The 15,054-nt window shown below is 60.7% G+C and carries 13 protein-coding genes, 1 tRNA gene and 1 pseudogene; 13 read left to right on the top strand and 2 right to left on the bottom strand.

Features of this window, described 5'->3' with window-relative positions:
* Positions 1-17: 17 nt before the first annotated feature.
* The 9 genes and pseudogenes from RX327_RS33150 to RX327_RS33110 form a co-directional block, all read left to right on the top strand.
* Positions 18-420, top strand: a pseudogene (locus RX327_RS33150) (MFS transporter); the annotation flags it as partial.
* 147 nt (positions 421-567) lie between these two features.
* Positions 568-1,611 (top strand): nucleotidyltransferase domain-containing protein, encoded by a 1,044-nt coding sequence (locus RX327_RS33145; RefSeq protein WP_283088435.1) that lies wholly within the window; start codon positions 568-570, stop codon positions 1,609-1,611.
* Positions 1,612-2,037: 426 nt separating this feature from the next.
* Complete coding sequence (locus tag RX327_RS33140; RefSeq protein ID WP_317248395.1) at positions 2,038-2,412, top strand: hypothetical protein; 375 nt, start codon at positions 2,038-2,040, stop codon at positions 2,410-2,412.
* Positions 2,409-3,623 (top strand): Wadjet anti-phage system protein JetD domain-containing protein, encoded by a 1,215-nt coding sequence (locus tag RX327_RS33135; protein ID WP_317248394.1) that lies wholly within the window; start codon positions 2,409-2,411, stop codon positions 3,621-3,623. Before RX327_RS33140 ends, RX327_RS33135 begins: the two co-directional genes overlap by 4 nt.
* A gap of 190 nt (positions 3,624-3,813) precedes the next feature.
* Positions 3,814-5,133, top strand: coding sequence for a metallophosphoesterase (locus tag RX327_RS33130; RefSeq protein WP_317248393.1), 1,320 nt, complete (start codon positions 3,814-3,816; stop codon positions 5,131-5,133).
* The gene (locus RX327_RS33125) at positions 5,133-6,209 is read left to right on the top strand and encodes a GTPase-associated system all-helical protein GASH (protein ID WP_317248392.1); all 1,077 of its coding nucleotides are present in this window, start codon (positions 5,133-5,135) and stop codon (positions 6,207-6,209) included. The genes RX327_RS33130 and RX327_RS33125 overlap by 1 nt, the downstream gene beginning before the upstream one ends.
* Complete coding sequence (locus tag RX327_RS33120; protein WP_317248391.1) at positions 6,209-7,219, top strand: TRAFAC clade GTPase domain-containing protein; 1,011 nt, start codon at positions 6,209-6,211, stop codon at positions 7,217-7,219. Before RX327_RS33125 ends, RX327_RS33120 begins: the two co-directional genes overlap by 1 nt.
* Positions 7,219-8,085, top strand: a complete 867-nt coding sequence (locus RX327_RS33115) for a hypothetical protein (RefSeq protein ID WP_317248390.1) — start codon at positions 7,219-7,221, stop codon at positions 8,083-8,085. The genes RX327_RS33120 and RX327_RS33115 overlap by 1 nt, the downstream gene beginning before the upstream one ends.
* Entirely contained in the window at positions 8,082-10,019 is a 1,938-nt protein-coding gene (locus RX327_RS33110; RefSeq protein ID WP_317248388.1) for a hypothetical protein, read from the top strand. Before RX327_RS33115 ends, RX327_RS33110 begins: the two co-directional genes overlap by 4 nt.
* Before the next feature lie 335 nt (positions 10,020-10,354).
* Here the strand turns inward: RX327_RS33110 and RX327_RS33105 are convergent.
* Positions 10,355-10,430 (bottom strand) — tRNA-Ile (locus RX327_RS33105).
* A 378-nt stretch (positions 10,431-10,808) separates the two neighbouring features.
* On the opposite strand from RX327_RS33105, the gene RX327_RS33100 reads away from it, so the two are divergent.
* The 4 genes from RX327_RS33100 (at position 10,809) to RX327_RS33085 (ending at position 14,472) form a co-directional block, all read left to right on the top strand.
* Positions 10,809-11,090: a helix-turn-helix domain-containing protein gene (locus RX327_RS33100; protein WP_317248386.1), complete on the top strand. Its 282-nt coding sequence runs from the start codon at positions 10,809-10,811 to the stop codon at positions 11,088-11,090.
* A 584-nt stretch (positions 11,091-11,674) separates the two neighbouring features.
* Positions 11,675-12,724: an aromatic ring-hydroxylating dioxygenase subunit alpha gene (locus RX327_RS33095; protein WP_317248385.1), complete on the top strand. Its 1,050-nt coding sequence runs from the start codon at positions 11,675-11,677 to the stop codon at positions 12,722-12,724.
* Between the two features lie 3 nt (positions 12,725-12,727).
* A complete protein-coding gene (locus RX327_RS33090; RefSeq protein WP_283088425.1) occupies positions 12,728-13,480 on the top strand; it encodes a GntR family transcriptional regulator in 753 nt (250 codons plus the stop codon).
* Between the two features lie 11 nt (positions 13,481-13,491).
* The gene (locus RX327_RS33085) at positions 13,492-14,472 is read left to right on the top strand and encodes a PDR/VanB family oxidoreductase (protein WP_317248384.1); all 981 of its coding nucleotides are present in this window, start codon (positions 13,492-13,494) and stop codon (positions 14,470-14,472) included.
* Positions 14,473-14,583: 111 nt separating this feature from the next.
* On the opposite strand, the gene RX327_RS39415 is transcribed toward RX327_RS33085, so the two are convergent.
* Positions 14,584-14,688 carry an NEL-type E3 ubiquitin ligase domain-containing protein gene (locus RX327_RS39415; protein ID WP_410712106.1) on the bottom strand — a complete coding sequence of 35 codons (105 nt, stop codon included), beginning with the start codon at positions 14,686-14,688 and terminating at the stop codon, positions 14,584-14,586.
* Positions 14,689-15,054: the final 366 nt, after the last annotated feature.

The following is a 15,054-nucleotide window of genomic DNA, read 5'->3' as shown; positions in this document are numbered from 1 at the left end:
AGCCGCCGAACATGGGGATGTACGTGGATCGCGGTCGATTTGGTGCCATCATCTCGCTGGGCACTGCGCAGACACTGGCGTGGGGATCTAGCTACTATCTGCCCGCCCATCCTGGCCGATCCGATCGCCCGCGATCTCGGCATCTCGAGCAACTGGTTCTTCGCCGCCTTTTCGGGGTCGCTGGTGATCTCCGGACTGCTCGGCCCTCGCGTCGGTCGCCAGATCGACCGTGTCGGGGGCCGGCAGGTGCTCTGCGCGTCAAACGTCGTTCTCGCCGCAGGGCTCGCGCTTCTCGGCGCGTCGAACTCGGTCTGGACCATGTCAGTGGCCTGGCTGCTGCTCGGCGTCGGCATGGGGCTCGGCCTCTACGCCGCCGCCATCGGCACGCTCGGGCGCATCGGCGTGCGCTTGATCGGTGGTTCGATGGAGGCGGGTCGCGAGGTGACTGCGAGTTCCCGGTTTCAACAGTTCGGTGCTATTTTAGGTGGAACTGTTGAAGCTGTTGATTTGAAATGATAAAAATCGTTTCAACACCAAGGTCAAAAATCAGGTCGGATTGTTGAAACCATGGATTTTCAAGAGCTTAACAACGACCAACGTCGCGAGGTGGTCAATAGCCAGCAACGCTTCCAGGCCTTGAGGGACGCCAAGGAGGCCTACGATGCCCATCGGGGTTCCCTGACCTGGATGGTGTCGAAAGGCCGCGAATACCTCGTCCGGAGCTACTACGACAAGGCGGGCCTCAGGAAGCAAGCCTCGCTCGGCGCGCGTTCGCCCGAAACTGAAAAGATGAAGGCGGACTTCGAAGCTAAACGTGCTGCTGCAGAAGACCGTGTGAAGAACTTGCGCGATACCATGGATCGACAAGCCGCGGTCAATCGTGCGCTCGGCTTGGGCCGCGTTCCGTTGATTGGAGCCCGGATCATGCGCGCTCTCGACGGCTTCGGAATGTTGGGTTCTGGGATTCGGATTCTCGGGACCAACGCGATCTACGGTTATGAGGCCTCTTCGGGCGTCAGACTCGATCCGGGCTTGGCCACGACGGAAGACATCGATCTGCTGTTCGACGCGCGCGGCGGGCTTACGTTCGTCGCAGACGACGACGTCTCTGAGTCATCGCTCATGAAGATACTCAAGCGAGTGGACACCAGCTTCGAACGCGCCAAGCAGACGTTCCGCGCTGTAAACCGGGACGGCTATCTCGTCGATTTGATTAAGCCGATGCATAGCCCACCCTGGAAGAAGGCTCCAGACAAAATCGGCTCGGACCCGGAAGATTTGACCGCCGTGCAAATCGAAGGACTTGATTGGCTGCAGAATGCTCCCGCGTTCGAGGCGGTCGCGATCGACGAAAAGGGCGAACCGGTACGCATCGTAGCTCCGGATCCGCGGGTTTGGGCCGCCCATAAGCTCTGGCTGTCCCGTCGGGCGGACAGGGAGGCGCTCAAACGCCAACGAGATGCAGCGCAGGCTGAAGCCGTAGGCGCTCTGGTGGCGAACTATCTTACTCACCTCCCGTTCGATGCAGAGCAATTGAGGATGCTTCCGAAAGAGGTGGTGGACAGCGCGGCGCCTCTTTTCGCCAAGAAAGATGGTGCTGCGCGAGCCTAGCGGCCAGGTCGGCCACAACGGCTCCGGCATATCCGGCGCCGCCGATCATCAGCGGCACCATGATGGTGATCAGCATGCTGCTGCTCATCGATATGACGATGATGATGCCGGCATCATCAGGGGCCGCCACCCGCCTCGATGGGGAATAACTGAGCTGCACCAGTTTATGGCCCCGGTCACCCCGGGGTCCTTTGCTTTGTTGTCGTCCGTCCGCTTTGCGCCACTCGAAATCGAGCTATTGGCTCGGGGCAGGCACGGAGCGGAGCTAAGATCCTGACCGACGGGCGCTCAATAAATCCTAGCCGCAGGCTCGGTGTAGGGCGGTCCACGCACAGTGGCCCAACGGCCTGGGCGGTCGAGCACGGATGAAATGGTTCATGGCGGCTCCGTTTTGCCCATGGAGCGGTGATTTGCGATTCGCCGTCAATGATGATTGCGATGATGTTCGCGATGGTCGTTTCGACGGAAAAAAGTTATTCAATGTCAATGGCGTTGTTCGTTGATTTATTCACAGCGCAAGCCGTTGGCATTTTACCAAAAATCGGTAATCGGCAAAAAAGCAACTTTCCAAGTGGTCAAAAACCGCCCTGCATTTTTCAGGGTATAATCGTTGCATCCAGCCGAATCGGCGTGTCGAACCACCCGAATCAGGTCATGATCGACACCGAGTTCCTGACTGAGAAGGCCCGCGACGCGATCGTCGCGATCGATCCGTACCGCAAGGGCTTTGACGTTTTCAAATCCGAGTTGATGGCCGCCGAAAAGGCTGAGGCTGCCCCGCGGGACCAGGCTACGGAATGACCGACGTTCGCACAGTAGATCTCGGCGTCGAGTTCCTCGAACGGCTGCTGGAGCGGAGCGAGCGCAATCCGGATCGCACCCGGCCGGCTTCTGCGGCTCCGGAGTACGACAGGCTCTCGACCGCGCAGCAAGTGAGCCGTTTCCACGATCTGATCGCGGCAGCGGCTAGGTTCGGCGCGGTCGAGGTGCAGGGGGGCAAGAGGGATCGCAGCCACTTGATCGAGCGGGTCCGTGTTCGCGACCCTGAACTTCTCGCCAGACATCTCGGACGTCCGACTGCGCCGGCGACCGCGCAGCGCGTCAGACAGGATTTGCTTCCGGTCGCAGCGGCCGGAGAACCGTGGGTCGCCACCCTATTGGACGAGATGACGGCCAGGTGGGCGCGCGGCGAGGCTGCCTATCGCCTGGCGGCCGGCCAGGCCGATGCCGCAAGGGAGTTCTTCACACTGTTGGCGTCCATCTCGAGGCAGGAGGCCAGAGGCTTGGACGCGCGAACTTTCTCCCAAAAGGCCGCGAACGATACCAAGGCGTTCGATCGGCACGCTTCGCGGCTCGCTGCCGTTCTCGCGGTTCAAATCGGCCAGCCGGGCGCTGCAGCCGACGTCGTCTGGGCGCACATCGGACTCGAGCGATTCAGCCATCCTGTTCATCTGAAGGGGCCGGTTGCAGTTCAGGGAGCTGGTGGTCGCCTGGTCGATGGTGGCGCCAAGCCGTTCGCGTCGATTCATCCGGAGATGCTGCCGCAACTCTCGCTGCTTGAGGCGCCGACGGCTATCCTGACGATCGAGAACTACGCGAGCTTCAATCGGCAGGTTCGCGAGATCGAAGACGGCAGCCTGGTCGTGTACACCGGCGGCTTCCCCGCGGCGGGGGTCATCGAGCTTCTATCCAAGGTCCTGGCGAACGTGCCGGCCGAGGTGCCGTTCCTTCACTGGGGCGACGTGGACGCTGGCGGTGTGCGCATTTTCAGATACCTGGAGGAGAACCTGCCCCGCGGGCCTCGTCCGCACCTGATGAGTAGGGAGCTGGCCGAGAGAGCGGGCCAGCCCGCTGATGCGGATCCGAGCTTGGCGTCGATCGCGCGATCCGACAGCGCAATCCGCGAACTGGCGGACTGGTTGGCATCCGGATCCGGTGTGCGACACCTGGAACAGGAAGCAATCGATCCAAATCCGTTGGGAGCACTTGCCGCTTCATCCGGAACGGGGTAGCAGCAATAAAACCCATAATGTCAACGGTATAGCTCCACAATGTGGTGGAAACGCAGATCGGGACCTGCGATTGCGCTTGCCGCGGAGCACAACGCGTGGGACGTTCGCAAGGTAGGCTAAAGCGAGAACGCCTGTGATTGGCGCGGCGCGAGCGCCGCCAGGTCTCGCCCAAACTGGAATCCCCACCGAAATGCTCTTTGTGCACCTCTCTGACATCCATTTCAAAAAGACCGAAATCGGGCAGCCGGACGATCCGAACCTCGCGTTGCGCAGCGACATTATCCGCGACGTGCGGCGGATGCGGAAAGAGATCGGCAGGCCGGCGGATGGCATCCTGCTGACGGGAGACATCGCCTTCGCCGGTCGTGCGGAGGAGTACGCCTTTGCCTACGCATGGCTCGAAGAGAAGCTTTGTCCGGAGGCTGGATGTAAGATCGATGACGTGTTCGTGATTCCCGGCAATCACGACGTTGATAGGAACGCCGAGAAGGACATCGCGCAGAGCATGGCTCGCGAAGCCCTCCGCGGCACGCCGGCAAAGGACGTGAACGGCTATCTCAGGCAATGGTTGCGCAGCAAGCTTGCGTCAGGCGTGATTTTTGGGCCAATTCAGGAATACAACAGGTTCGCGGCAAAGTTCTTGTGCCTGCTGAAGCCCTATATTGACAACGACGGAGCAGAAGATCTTGCCGCGCGCCCGTTCGCCCGACGCGATCTACCCCTGAACGATGGTTCGACGCTGCGCCTCTGGGGGTTCAACACTGTACTGGTGTCCGACGTCACGGATGCGAAAGAACGCATGCTGATTGATCCGGCCGCCGGTCAGATCGAGGAAGAGGACGGCGTCTGCCATATGGTGATGGCGCATCACCCGTTCGAATGGCTCAAGAACGGCCGGGACTTCCAGGATCGGTGCGAGAGGATAGCGCAGATACAACTGTTCGGCCACGAACACACGCGGCGCGTTGACGAAGGAAAATATTTCCTGAGGATCCGCGCCGGCGCGATGCACCCGGACCGGGACGAGCGCGACTGGAAGCCAGGTTACAACTGGATCGACGTGACGGTCGATGGGGCCGATGATAAGCGTAAGCTTGTCGTCAAGGTGTGGGTGCGTCAATTCGAGACGAATGATTTCCTCGCCATCCCCGATCGGAATGGAAAACCGGTCTGGGAGAATTCCTACGATCTGCCGGGTTGGAAGGCGCCGAAAATCACCGCCGAGACTGCGACAACGGAAGTGAGTGCGCCAGTGCTGGAGTCCCCGACCATGACGACGTCAGCCCCGCAGCCGCCGCCGACCATTAGGAACGTGACCATCAAGCTGTTCAAGTTGAAGGAGCACGAACAGCGGCGCGTGATCACGCTGCTGAATCTGGACAGGCCGGGCGACCGGGAAATGAAGGACTACGAACTGGTCGTCGCCGCCGTAAAAAGAAGCGAAACGCTAGGCGTCCTTTCCGAAATGGACCGCCTGATCGATAGGACATTGGCAGGGGAGACGCTCTGATGACCGCGAACTTCGACTTCATCGCATCGTACCGTGATCTCGATGCCAGCGCCTCTCGTGAAGTTATCGATCTTAGATTGAAGAGCTTCGAGAAGCTTCTTGCGGCGATCAAGACCATGGGCCACATCTATGATCTCTGCCGCTTGGCTTATCAAGTGGAACCGCTTCCCACGACTGATTGGTTCGAGGCCCCCATCAAGGAGTTTGATGCGCACTTTGTGCTGAGGAAGGACGCCGTCGATGCAGCGAGGATGGCAGCGTTGCTGCTTAGGAAAAGGATTCCGGGTCCTGGATCGTACTCGCCACTTGCGGTCATCACGGCTTCGTACTGTGGGCGACGAACATCGGCGGACGACAACATTCTCACGCGCGAAGCGAACGCCGCCTTTCACGCAGCGGTGCGGCGCCATCGCGTATCGGACGGATCCAAGTTGGCCCAGGCGCCGGAGTTGAGCACGATTGCGGAAGAGGTTGAGAAAATCAATAACGGCAATCCCCTCACCGGAGCCGCCGCCAAGCCGGTGTTCGACGCCATCATCGCGTCGACCGAAGAAGCGATCGAAACGTTGTCCGAAAACGTCAGGGCTCCGCTGGATCTAACGCGTAGCGACGTCGTTCGGCTCGCGGAAGAGGTCGATATGCTCTGGTGGTGCATCGGCGACTGGCACGAAATGCTCGGGAGGTCGCGCACGGAGATGCCGGCGGGGCTGAATATGGTCGTGTCCGGCATCGAACTCGGTGCAATGGTTCGACAGTTGCCTGGTCCTTTCGGTGCACATGGCATCTTGCGGAGAATCTCGGGAGCGGAGGCCGACGGAAAATCGAGCCTGAAGGCCGCGCTGAAGTCACTCACTCAGGAAGATGCCGGAAAGCTGTTCGTCGACATCCCCGCCACTTCCAAGCCGCTATTCCCGGTTCACGCGGCGGTCCAGTTCGTGGCTCAGTTCGGCGCGAGCTGGGAGACGGAATTCTCCAGGGTGGTTCCGCAGATCGCCAACATGAAGATGTCGCCTTACGAACTCGGCATCCAGGCGTATCGCGAGCGGGCATTGATCACGTATGGCGGTTTGAACTGATGAACGCCCCAGCGCCGATCTGCAGTCACACCGGTTGCAAGGTCCAGATTGACGGAAAGTGCGCGCTCGGCCGCGATCCGGTCGAGAGCTGCGAGAATTATGCGGCCGATGCCGAGCCGATCGAAGAACTCAACGAGCCGGAAGAGCCCAGGACCGTCCCGCCGATACAAATTTGGGCCAGCAACAAGATGTCGCTTGCGGATTACTCCGCTCTGTCGAGACGACGCCGATTGAGGACGGTGGCTCTCGTCGGGGAAGAGAAGGTCGGCAAGACGACTTTGCTGTGTTCGATCTATGCGATGTTCTGCAATGGGCCATTTGCCGAACTTACGTTCGCGGGCAGCGAGACGCTGCTCGGCTTCGCCAAGCTTCAGGCGTTCGCTATGCTGAATTCCGGCCGCGCTTCGCCGACAGTGCCCCGGACGAGTAGGCGTGACCCGCTGGCGTTCTTCCACCTCGCGCTCGCGCGCAGCCGCAGGGACGTCGTCGACCTGGTCATCGCCGACCGGTCCGGAGAGACCTATGCGGCCGCCCGGACCTCCACCGATCTCATCGGAACGCTGGATGAATTCAAATTGGCCGAGCGGGTCTGCTTCCTGCTCGATGGCGGGCGACTCGCATCGAAGGACGATCGAACCGCCTACACCCGGAATTTTCGTCAAATGATCAACGCTCTTCACGACAACGGAGCCCTCGATCGCGCCGGCGCCGTCGAGATCCTCTCGACGAAGCTGGACATTACGCGCGGCAGCGATCCAGCCGCCATAGACTTCCAGAACGACTTCCAGGCTCGAGTTGTGTCCGATTTCGCCATGAAGGGACTCGCGATTTCTTCGCATGAAATCTGCGCGCTGCCGAAGGCGGAGCGATCGGTCGGAATCGTTGGCCTCGACGATCTGGTTCAGCGATGGACGGAGCCCGAAGGGCTTCCCGACGTTGCGCCGCGGCCCGTCGCCGGCGCGCCTCGGCAGATTGATCGGTTGCTGTCGAAGATCGCGGGAGTTTCGTGATGGATACGCGCTGCATGGTTTTCGGCATCCAGGAATCCGGGAAGACCACTTTCGCGGCGGCCCTGTGGCATCTGGTCGACAGTGAGGAAATCCCAACGGCACTGATCAAAGGGAAGCACGTCGGCGACTTCACCTACTTGCAGGAGATCTCGGGATCGTGGGCCGAAGGCTACGAGGTCGAACGCACGAAGCTGCAGCAGGTCGAGAACATCCGCGTGAACCTGCTGCACGCGGCGTCGGGCGGCGAAATGACATTGGAGTTCGACGATCTGTCGGGCGAGACGCTCGAGCAAGCCTTCGCGACGAGATATTGCCCCGTCAAGTTCGTTGAACTCGTCAGGAACGCCGAGGGCATGCTGCTGTTCCTCAGCGCGAGTCGGAAGAATGAGGACGCGGTCACTATCCTGGACGCATTCGACGTGGAAGAGGAAACAACTCAACCGGCGGCGGATCCGAACCATTGGGAGCCGGAGAAAGCTCCGTTGCAAGTCCAGCTAGTGGACCTACTTCAGTGTCTGCAGCGGCCGCCTTTCGAGGCGAAGCCGATGAAGGTCGCTCTGGTGATCTCCGCGTGGGATCTGGCGCCGGACGGCGGTGCGGACGCCGAGAAGTGGTTGAAGGACCGCTATCCTCTCCTTGCGCAGTACCTGGCAAATTCGGAAGGCATCCTCGATCTGAGAGTCTACGGCGTTTCGGCACAAGGGGGGCGGCTGTCGAAGAAGAAGGATGGCCCCGGTCCTGATCGCGAGAAGCTCCTTGCGATAGTGCCAGCGAGCAATCGGATCCGTATTGTTGGACCTGAGGTCGCGGAGCACGACCTTACCCGGCCGTTGCTTTGGCTGGCAGGTCTGGAGTCCGCGGCTTGAGCGCCGCCACACGCGATAGCATCGACCAGGCTCTGTTCGGCTATGCCGACGGCCACCGACAGATCGCATCGTCTGTGCGTTTGCCGCCGAAGGACCTGTACCTTCTCAGCTCCGCGAGCGATCTTGCCAGCGGAGCCCGCCTGAGTGAACGGGACAGCTACTTGTCGGGCCTCCCGCTGCCGGAATCGCGAAAATACGCCCTGTTCCGGACTTGGGCCGCCCCAGAGATGCCGCGTCCCGGTTGCGTTTGGAGCCATGTGCTTCTGTTGGGCCCGAAGATCTCGGCTTCTATCCCGTCACTTTCGGAAGTCCTGCCGTTTTTCCGTCGCCCTGTCGCGAGCGAAACGTCCTCCTATGGAGACCCGCTGGACATCTCGTTCTCATCGTTCGTTGAGCCTGCCAGCGTCCATCTGATATCGGAAATCATATCCGGCTACTATACCGGCGGGCGAGCCACGCTCTCGCCCGACAGCGGCGAACCTGACGAGATCGAGAATGCCGTTCTAGCCGTGTGGTCCCAACAATGGCCGCGTCTCAGAGCTTCATTCTCGTTCTGCACGGCATCATTGAACGAAAATCGCCGAGCGGAGCAGAACGACTACAGCGTTCAAGTCGCTCCGCTTGACGAGGCGCCTTCGATCAGCCGCGAAAGATGGGTTTCCTTCGCGGCTGCCGACGCTGCGCTTAACAAGGTGACGCCGTTACGGCGCTTTTTGTGGCGCTACGGCCGCGACATCTCGGCTTCTCGGCGTCAGTATCGGATGATCGTAGATCTATATCTGCGTTCCGACGGCGTTGACGCCATCTCGTCGGATGCAGCCTTTGACATCTTTCGGGCTCTTCCGGACCCATCAGAGGGAGCGGTGCTCAAGCGCGACATCCTCGGAATAGGCCCGAGCTCGCCACGCCTGGTCGCGCCGATCTCCGCCGTCGATCTCTTACAGCTTCTGACTTCAGAGGCACTTCCAGAAAGTCCGACACCCGCTCAGGTGGGAGCTCGGCTCGAGGAATTGTCTTCGCGGGAGATCGGAGCCGTCGCTCACTATTACGCGGCGAACAAAAAGGCCATGTCACCGTGGAAGGATGAAATCCACGGAGCCATCGTCGCGCTGGCTGACAAGTCGTCCATCATGACGGAATACCCGAATGACTTGTTCGCTGACGTTCTGCTCGCGCGCGAAGACCTGGTCGACGCGGACACTCTCACGCTTGTCTCGAACGATGTCCTAGCGCGGCTGATGAAGGGCGATTCGTCCGTCTCTTTGGCTCGCGTCGTGATGAACGAGATGCTCCGGCGCGACATGGGCGATTTGGAAGACGCAATGATCTCCTCGCGTGCCGAGTTCGTCTTTCAATGCGCAGTCGAGGCCTACTGCGAGAACAGGCTCCATACATCGTGGCCGGGTCGCCTGTCTCATCGCGTTGCAACGATCCTAGCGACAGACTGGCTGCCTCGGCTGAAGTCTACGAAGGAACTCGCCGCCGCCCTGTCGATTCTCCGTTACCCGCGCTACCTCACGAAGGGCAGCTCAGAGATCGCGCAACGACTGTCCGAGATGGTCGACGACGCTCAAGGCGACGAGCGTACGACGATGCAGGCCGCTTTGCTCAGGACCGCGATCGACGAAGGATCCGCACAGAGCTGGAACTTGATCTCGACTGTACTGCCCGAGCTTCGTGCCGTAATCATCCGTGCGGAGCTCTCGCGAACCGCTGAGTCGATGCTCGTCAGCGACCTTCCGCATTTCTATTCGGCGGGGTATTGGGATCTCAATAAACGAATCCTTTTGAGCCTATCTAAACTGCACGCAGTGGCCGCGAACAGCGAAGTTCTACACCGCCTGGCCCTCACTCCCAGCGAGATGGAGCTCGTCTTGTTCGGCGAAGACCGCCACGCCAAAAATCCCTTCTCGAAGATCTTTCCTTGGCTTTAGCGGAACGGCGGTCCTCGGGGGAAGGCGGCCCGCCTAAGCCTCAACCCTTAAACCACACTATCAGATCCGCAACGAAATCGAGATCGGTGAAGATGTGCCGTGCGGAATTCGCTCGTCTTCGCGCTGGGCGAGTATTGATGCGAATGCAGCGCCGCCCGAAGGGAAGAGACCCCCTCGGTTTTTTCGCGCTCAGAATCAGGACAAAAAAATCGAGGCGGATTTAGTGAAACATATCAGAGAGGTATGGAATCGAGTCACTCTTAAGCCGGGGAATCGAGTCACTCTTATTCGGGAATCGAGTCACTCTATCGTAGTCCGCACATTATTGACCCTCTTGGTGGGCCCGGCAGGACTCGAACCTGCAACCAGACCGTTATGAGCGGCCGGCTCTAACCATTGAGCTACAGGCCCCGCCGCCTTCCGGGCCGCGTGGCGCGGCCGGCAACGGTGGCGGGCACCGTTTACACGGTGCGCGGGGTTCCGGCAATCTCCGACCCACGGTTCAGCAACGCAGTATCACGATTTCACAAATCCTCGTTGGTAATTCGAACACCAGGCCGCGGAAGCGTCTTCCGCCAAATCGACAGTTGATGCCGCCTCCAAGTTCGCATGCCGTTTGGACCCCTCTGGCGCGGGCGGCGCCGAGACAAATAGCCCTTCCTGTTTAGGGATGTCGAAAATTGCCTCCTCAATGTTCGCTATCCCCCTCCAAGAGCGCGCTTCTCTATGATGACCGCATGCACGCTAGCGCCGTCTTTCGCAGCGCGCTGGTCACCTTGGAGGTTTCAAATGCCTAATACGATGGGCGGCCTATCACCGCGTTTCCTGCGCACATCGGAGGCCGCGCGTTATCTTGGCCTCTCGGGGCGCACGCTGGAGAAGCACCGCACCTACGGTACTGGACCGACGTATCGGAAGATCGGCGGACGTGTCGTCTACGCCCTAGACGATCTGAAAGCCTGGGCCGACCTCGGCGCCAAGACGTCGACGTCTGACCCCGGGAAGGGGACCGTGCTGCCGGCCAAGAAGCATCCGGTGCTGCGCCCATATGCGGGCCAGGAACGTCGCTGATCGCGGCGCGCAGACGATGACATCTGGCGCGAGATGGGCACGATGCGACGCGAAACCCGTACGCGCGGGCTGTAACGCAAGTGAAGCGATTCAACCTCAAAGATAAGAATCCGCAGGCCTAGTCGTATGTGACCGGAAGGCAAAGAGTAGGTCACAGTCACAGGTGAGGTGGCCGGTAGGCGGAGCGCGCGGTGCGTTCGGAAATGCGCCGATCGCAATCGAAGCGCTCGAACAGATCGCCACGCTCTACGTGATCAAAACGACGGTCGGCGAGCTGAAGTGCGAGCCAGTCCCCGGCTCGCAAAGGACCCAGCGCCCGGGTGGCGTTGCTTACCGGCTAGCGGCTCGACGAGCGGTTTGCGCGTCTTCGCGAGAGCAAAGATCGCCAAAGGGGTGGGCCAGCTTCCCGCTTCCTGAATGCGCTCGATTGCATATTCCGGATCTATGTATACAGCGTTTTTATCAGAAGTATCAATATCACCGCTAAAATTATCAATTTCAAGGCACATTATCCTCATGCTCGTTACACACTTTCGCCAATGTATACTGTGAGTATCCACGGAGAGTAAGGGAGGAGCGAGCGAATGGGTCACTGTTTTCCGATGAATGCTTGGTACGCCGCCGCTTGGGACGCCGACGTGAAACAGGCGCTATTGCCGCGCACGATTTGCGGCAAGCACATCGTGATGTACCGCCGCAGCAACGGCTCGGTGGCCGCGCTGGAGGATGCCTGCTGGCATCGCCTGGTGCCGCTGTCCAAGGGCCGGCTCGAAGGCGACACCGTCGTCTGCGGCTATCACGGCCTGAAGTACAATGCGCAGGGACGCTGCACCTTCATGCCTTCGCAGGAAACCATCAACCCTTCCGCCTGCGTGCGTGCCTATCCTGTCATCGAGCGCCATCGCTTCATCTGGCTGTGGATGGGCGATCCGGCGCTGGCTGACCCAGCGCTGGTGCCCGACATGCACTGGAACGACGATCCCGCTTGGGCTGGCGACGGCAAGACCCTTCACCTCAAATGCGACTACCGTTTGGTCGTAGACAATCTCATGGACCTGACGCACGAAACCTTCGTGCACGGCGCCAGCATCGGCAATGCCGCCATCGCTGAAGCGCCATTCGACGTCACTCATGGCGAGATGACTGCCACCGTGACACGCTGGATGAAGGGGATTAATCCGCCGCCATTCTGGGCCAAGCAACTGCAAAAGTCGGGCCCGGTGGACCGCTGGCAAATCATTCGTTTCGCGGCGCCGTGCACGATCAATATCGACGTCGGTGTTGCGCCCGCCGGCACCGGCGCGCCCGAAGGCGATCGCTCGGCCGGCGTCAACGGGATTGTTCTCAACACCGTCACGCCTGAGACGGATACGAGCTGCCACTATTTCTGGGCATTCGTGCGCAATTATCGGTTGGGCGAACAGCGCCTGACCACCGAACTGCGCGAAGGCGTTTCCAGCATCTTCCGCGAGGACGAGTTCATTCTCGAGGCGCAGCAGCGCGCGATCGACGAAAACCCCGATCGGATCTTCTACAACCTCAATATCGATGCGGGAGCGATGTGGGCGCGCCGCCTGATTGATCGCATGATCGAGGCGGAGAATCCGCCGCAACATCGGCAGGCTGCGGAGTAGGGCATGGCTGAGCGAGACAGTGATCGCTCCGTCTCACAGACCGTGCGTGCGCAGCTCTGCCTGCGCGATCTGATCCTGTCGGGCGATTTGCGGCCTGGCGAACGGATTTCCGAATTGCAGGCGGTAGAGACGACCGGCGCCTCGCGCACCCCCGTGCGAATGGCGCTGGTTCGGCTGGAGGAAGAAGGGCTTCTGGAAGCGATCCCTTCCGGCGGCTTCACGGTGAAGGCGTTCTCCGAGCGAGATGTCCTGGACTCGATCGAACTGCGCGGCACGCTGGAGGGATTGGCCGTGCGCTTTGCCGCCGAGCGCGGGGTCTCGTCGCGCGATCTCGAGCCGCTGAAAGGATGTCTCGACGAAATCGACGGCCTAGTGCAGCAGGATCGGATCTCGATCGAGGCCTTCTCCTCCTACGTCACGCTGAATGCGCGCTTTCATGCGCTGTTGACCGAATTGTCGCGCAGCCCGCCCCTGATCCGGCAGGTCGATCGCGCGTCCGCGCTGCCGTTTGCCTCACCGAGCGGCTTTGTGATGACCCAATCAGAACTGCCGCAGGCGCACGAGACGCTCTTGATTGCGCAAGATCAACACCGTGTCGTGATCGACGCTATCGAAAACCGCGAGGGTGCGCGGGCTGAGGCGATCATGCGTGAGCACGCGCGGCTAGCGTCGCGCAATTTGCGGCTGGTGCTCAAGAATAAAACGCATTTTGACCTGCTGCCGGGGCTGGCACTCATCAGGACCGCAGGCGATTAAAGGAGGAACGCATGCGTTTCATCGAGACCTGGACTCCCGCAACCCTGATTGCGACCCGCGATCTGACTTCCTCGATCCGCGAGTTCCTGATCAGGCCGGAAATTTTTGACGGTGCGGCCTACCCGGTCGGCAGTCATATTGATGTCGCCGTCACCGTCGATGGCCGCCCCGAGACGCGGTCCTACTCGCTGATCGGCGAAGCCGACCGCGCCGGCTACCGTATCGCGGTGCGCCGCGCCGAGGATTCCCGCGGCGGCTCCCGCTACATGTGGTCGCTCGCGCCCGGGGCGCGGCTGACCATCACATTGCCAACCTCGCTGCTACCGATCGACTGGTCGCGCCGGCATTATTGCCTGATCGCCGGCGGCATCGGCATTACGCCGTTGATTGGGGCAGCACAGGCGCTCGACCGCCGCAAAGCCGAATTCTCGTTGCATTACGCGATGCGTTCGCGCGAAGGTGCTGTCTATCTGGATGTTCTGGCCACCTTGCTGAACGAGCGCCTCGTCGTCCATGCAGGCAATGAAGGGCGCCGGCTCGATCTCGACACCTTGTTCGCCTCGCTGCCGCCCGATGCCATGACCCTATTTTGCGGCCCGATGCAGATGCTCGATGCCGCGCGCCGGGCCTGGACCAGCGCGGGGCGTGCGTTGGCCGACCTGCGCTACGAGACCTTCGGTTCGAGCGGCCTGCTGCCGACCGAAGGTTTCCGGGTGCGCCTCGCGGATCGGGGTATTGAGGTCGAGATTCCGCGCGATCGCTCGATGCTGGATGCGCTCAAAGCGGCTGGTTATGAGGTAATCTCGGATTGCCGGCGCGGCGAGTGTGGCGTCTGCGCCATCGACCTCGTCCATATCGACGGTGAGGTCGACCATCGTGACGTCTTCTTCAGCGAGAATCAGAAGCGCGCTAACGAGAAGATCTGCGCATGTGTCTCGCGCGCCCGCGGCACCATCACGGTCGATATGCTGCATCGCCCGGACGCGGTCTAGGCTCGTCACAATGCCTTCTACGACAATAGTCGTGGTTTCGTCTGGACCGCCGCGGCCGGAAGCAGAGCGGGGCTTATGCTTCTGGCAGTGTTCGCCTCACAGTCGCCTGGTCTACTCCTGGCCATTGCTGTAGTTTAGGGTGTGCTGCAGCCTGTCGAGGAAGCGTGCATACTCCTGGGCGCCCGGCTTATCAGTGAAGGTCTGCCAGGCGGCCACACACCTCCACCTCGCCGTCGAACCAGTCCGCGACTGCCTCGGGCAGAGGCCGCGCCGGAGCGACGCTTCTCGAGGCCGTATTCTGCAATTTTGCCTAGCTTCAACGTCGATCCGTCAGGATCAACCGAGCAAGGCTCGTGAAGTCCTGAACAGGTGAGGTGTGCGGCATCTTCAACTGCAGCTTCTTATTTCAGCAATCGGCGTGCCGCACGTGAAAGCGTTGCAGGCCGCACCGAACGATTGACAAGTCAACCCTTCGTCCCCGGGGGGCGGGATGATCATGTTGGTTGGTGCGGTTCCGCACATCGGCGTTTCAAATCAGACATAGGTTTGGCCGGTCAGTGGCGCCGCTTATCTCGTACAGGC

The organism is Bradyrhizobium sp. BEA-2-5, assembly GCF_032918025.1.
GTDB classification, from domain to species: domain Bacteria; phylum Pseudomonadota; class Alphaproteobacteria; order Rhizobiales; family Xanthobacteraceae; genus Bradyrhizobium; species Bradyrhizobium pachyrhizi.
Note: the sequence above shows the minus strand (reverse complement) of the source record. Positions and strands in the feature narration are given on the sequence as shown.

What these genes read in the sequence shown, in the direction of transcription:
- RX327_RS33120 (WP_317248391.1), top strand. Translation starts at nt 6,209, where the DNA reads ATGAACGCCCCAGCGCCGATCTGCAGTCACACCGGTTGCAAGGTCCAG.
- RX327_RS33090 (WP_283088425.1), top strand. Translation starts at nt 12,728, where the DNA reads ATGGCTGAGCGAGACAGTGATCGCTCCGTCTCACAGACCGTGCGTGCG.
- RX327_RS33100 (WP_317248386.1), top strand. Translation starts at nt 10,809, where the DNA reads ATGCCTAATACGATGGGCGGCCTATCACCGCGTTTCCTGCGCACATCG.
- RX327_RS33130 (WP_317248393.1), top strand. Translation starts at nt 3,814, where the DNA reads ATGCTCTTTGTGCACCTCTCTGACATCCATTTCAAAAAGACCGAAATC.
- RX327_RS33135 (WP_317248394.1), top strand. Translation starts at nt 2,409, where the DNA reads ATGACCGACGTTCGCACAGTAGATCTCGGCGTCGAGTTCCTCGAACGG.
- RX327_RS33085 (WP_317248384.1), top strand. Translation starts at nt 13,492, where the DNA reads ATGCGTTTCATCGAGACCTGGACTCCCGCAACCCTGATTGCGACCCGC.
- RX327_RS33095 (WP_317248385.1), top strand. Translation starts at nt 11,675, where the DNA reads ATGGGTCACTGTTTTCCGATGAATGCTTGGTACGCCGCCGCTTGGGAC.
- RX327_RS33115 (WP_317248390.1), top strand. Translation starts at nt 7,219, where the DNA reads ATGGATACGCGCTGCATGGTTTTCGGCATCCAGGAATCCGGGAAGACC.
- RX327_RS33140 (WP_317248395.1), top strand. Translation starts at nt 2,038, where the DNA reads ATGATGATTGCGATGATGTTCGCGATGGTCGTTTCGACGGAAAAAAGT.
- RX327_RS33125 (WP_317248392.1), top strand. Translation starts at nt 5,133, where the DNA reads ATGACCGCGAACTTCGACTTCATCGCATCGTACCGTGATCTCGATGCC.
- RX327_RS33145 (WP_283088435.1), top strand. Translation starts at nt 568, where the DNA reads ATGGATTTTCAAGAGCTTAACAACGACCAACGTCGCGAGGTGGTCAAT.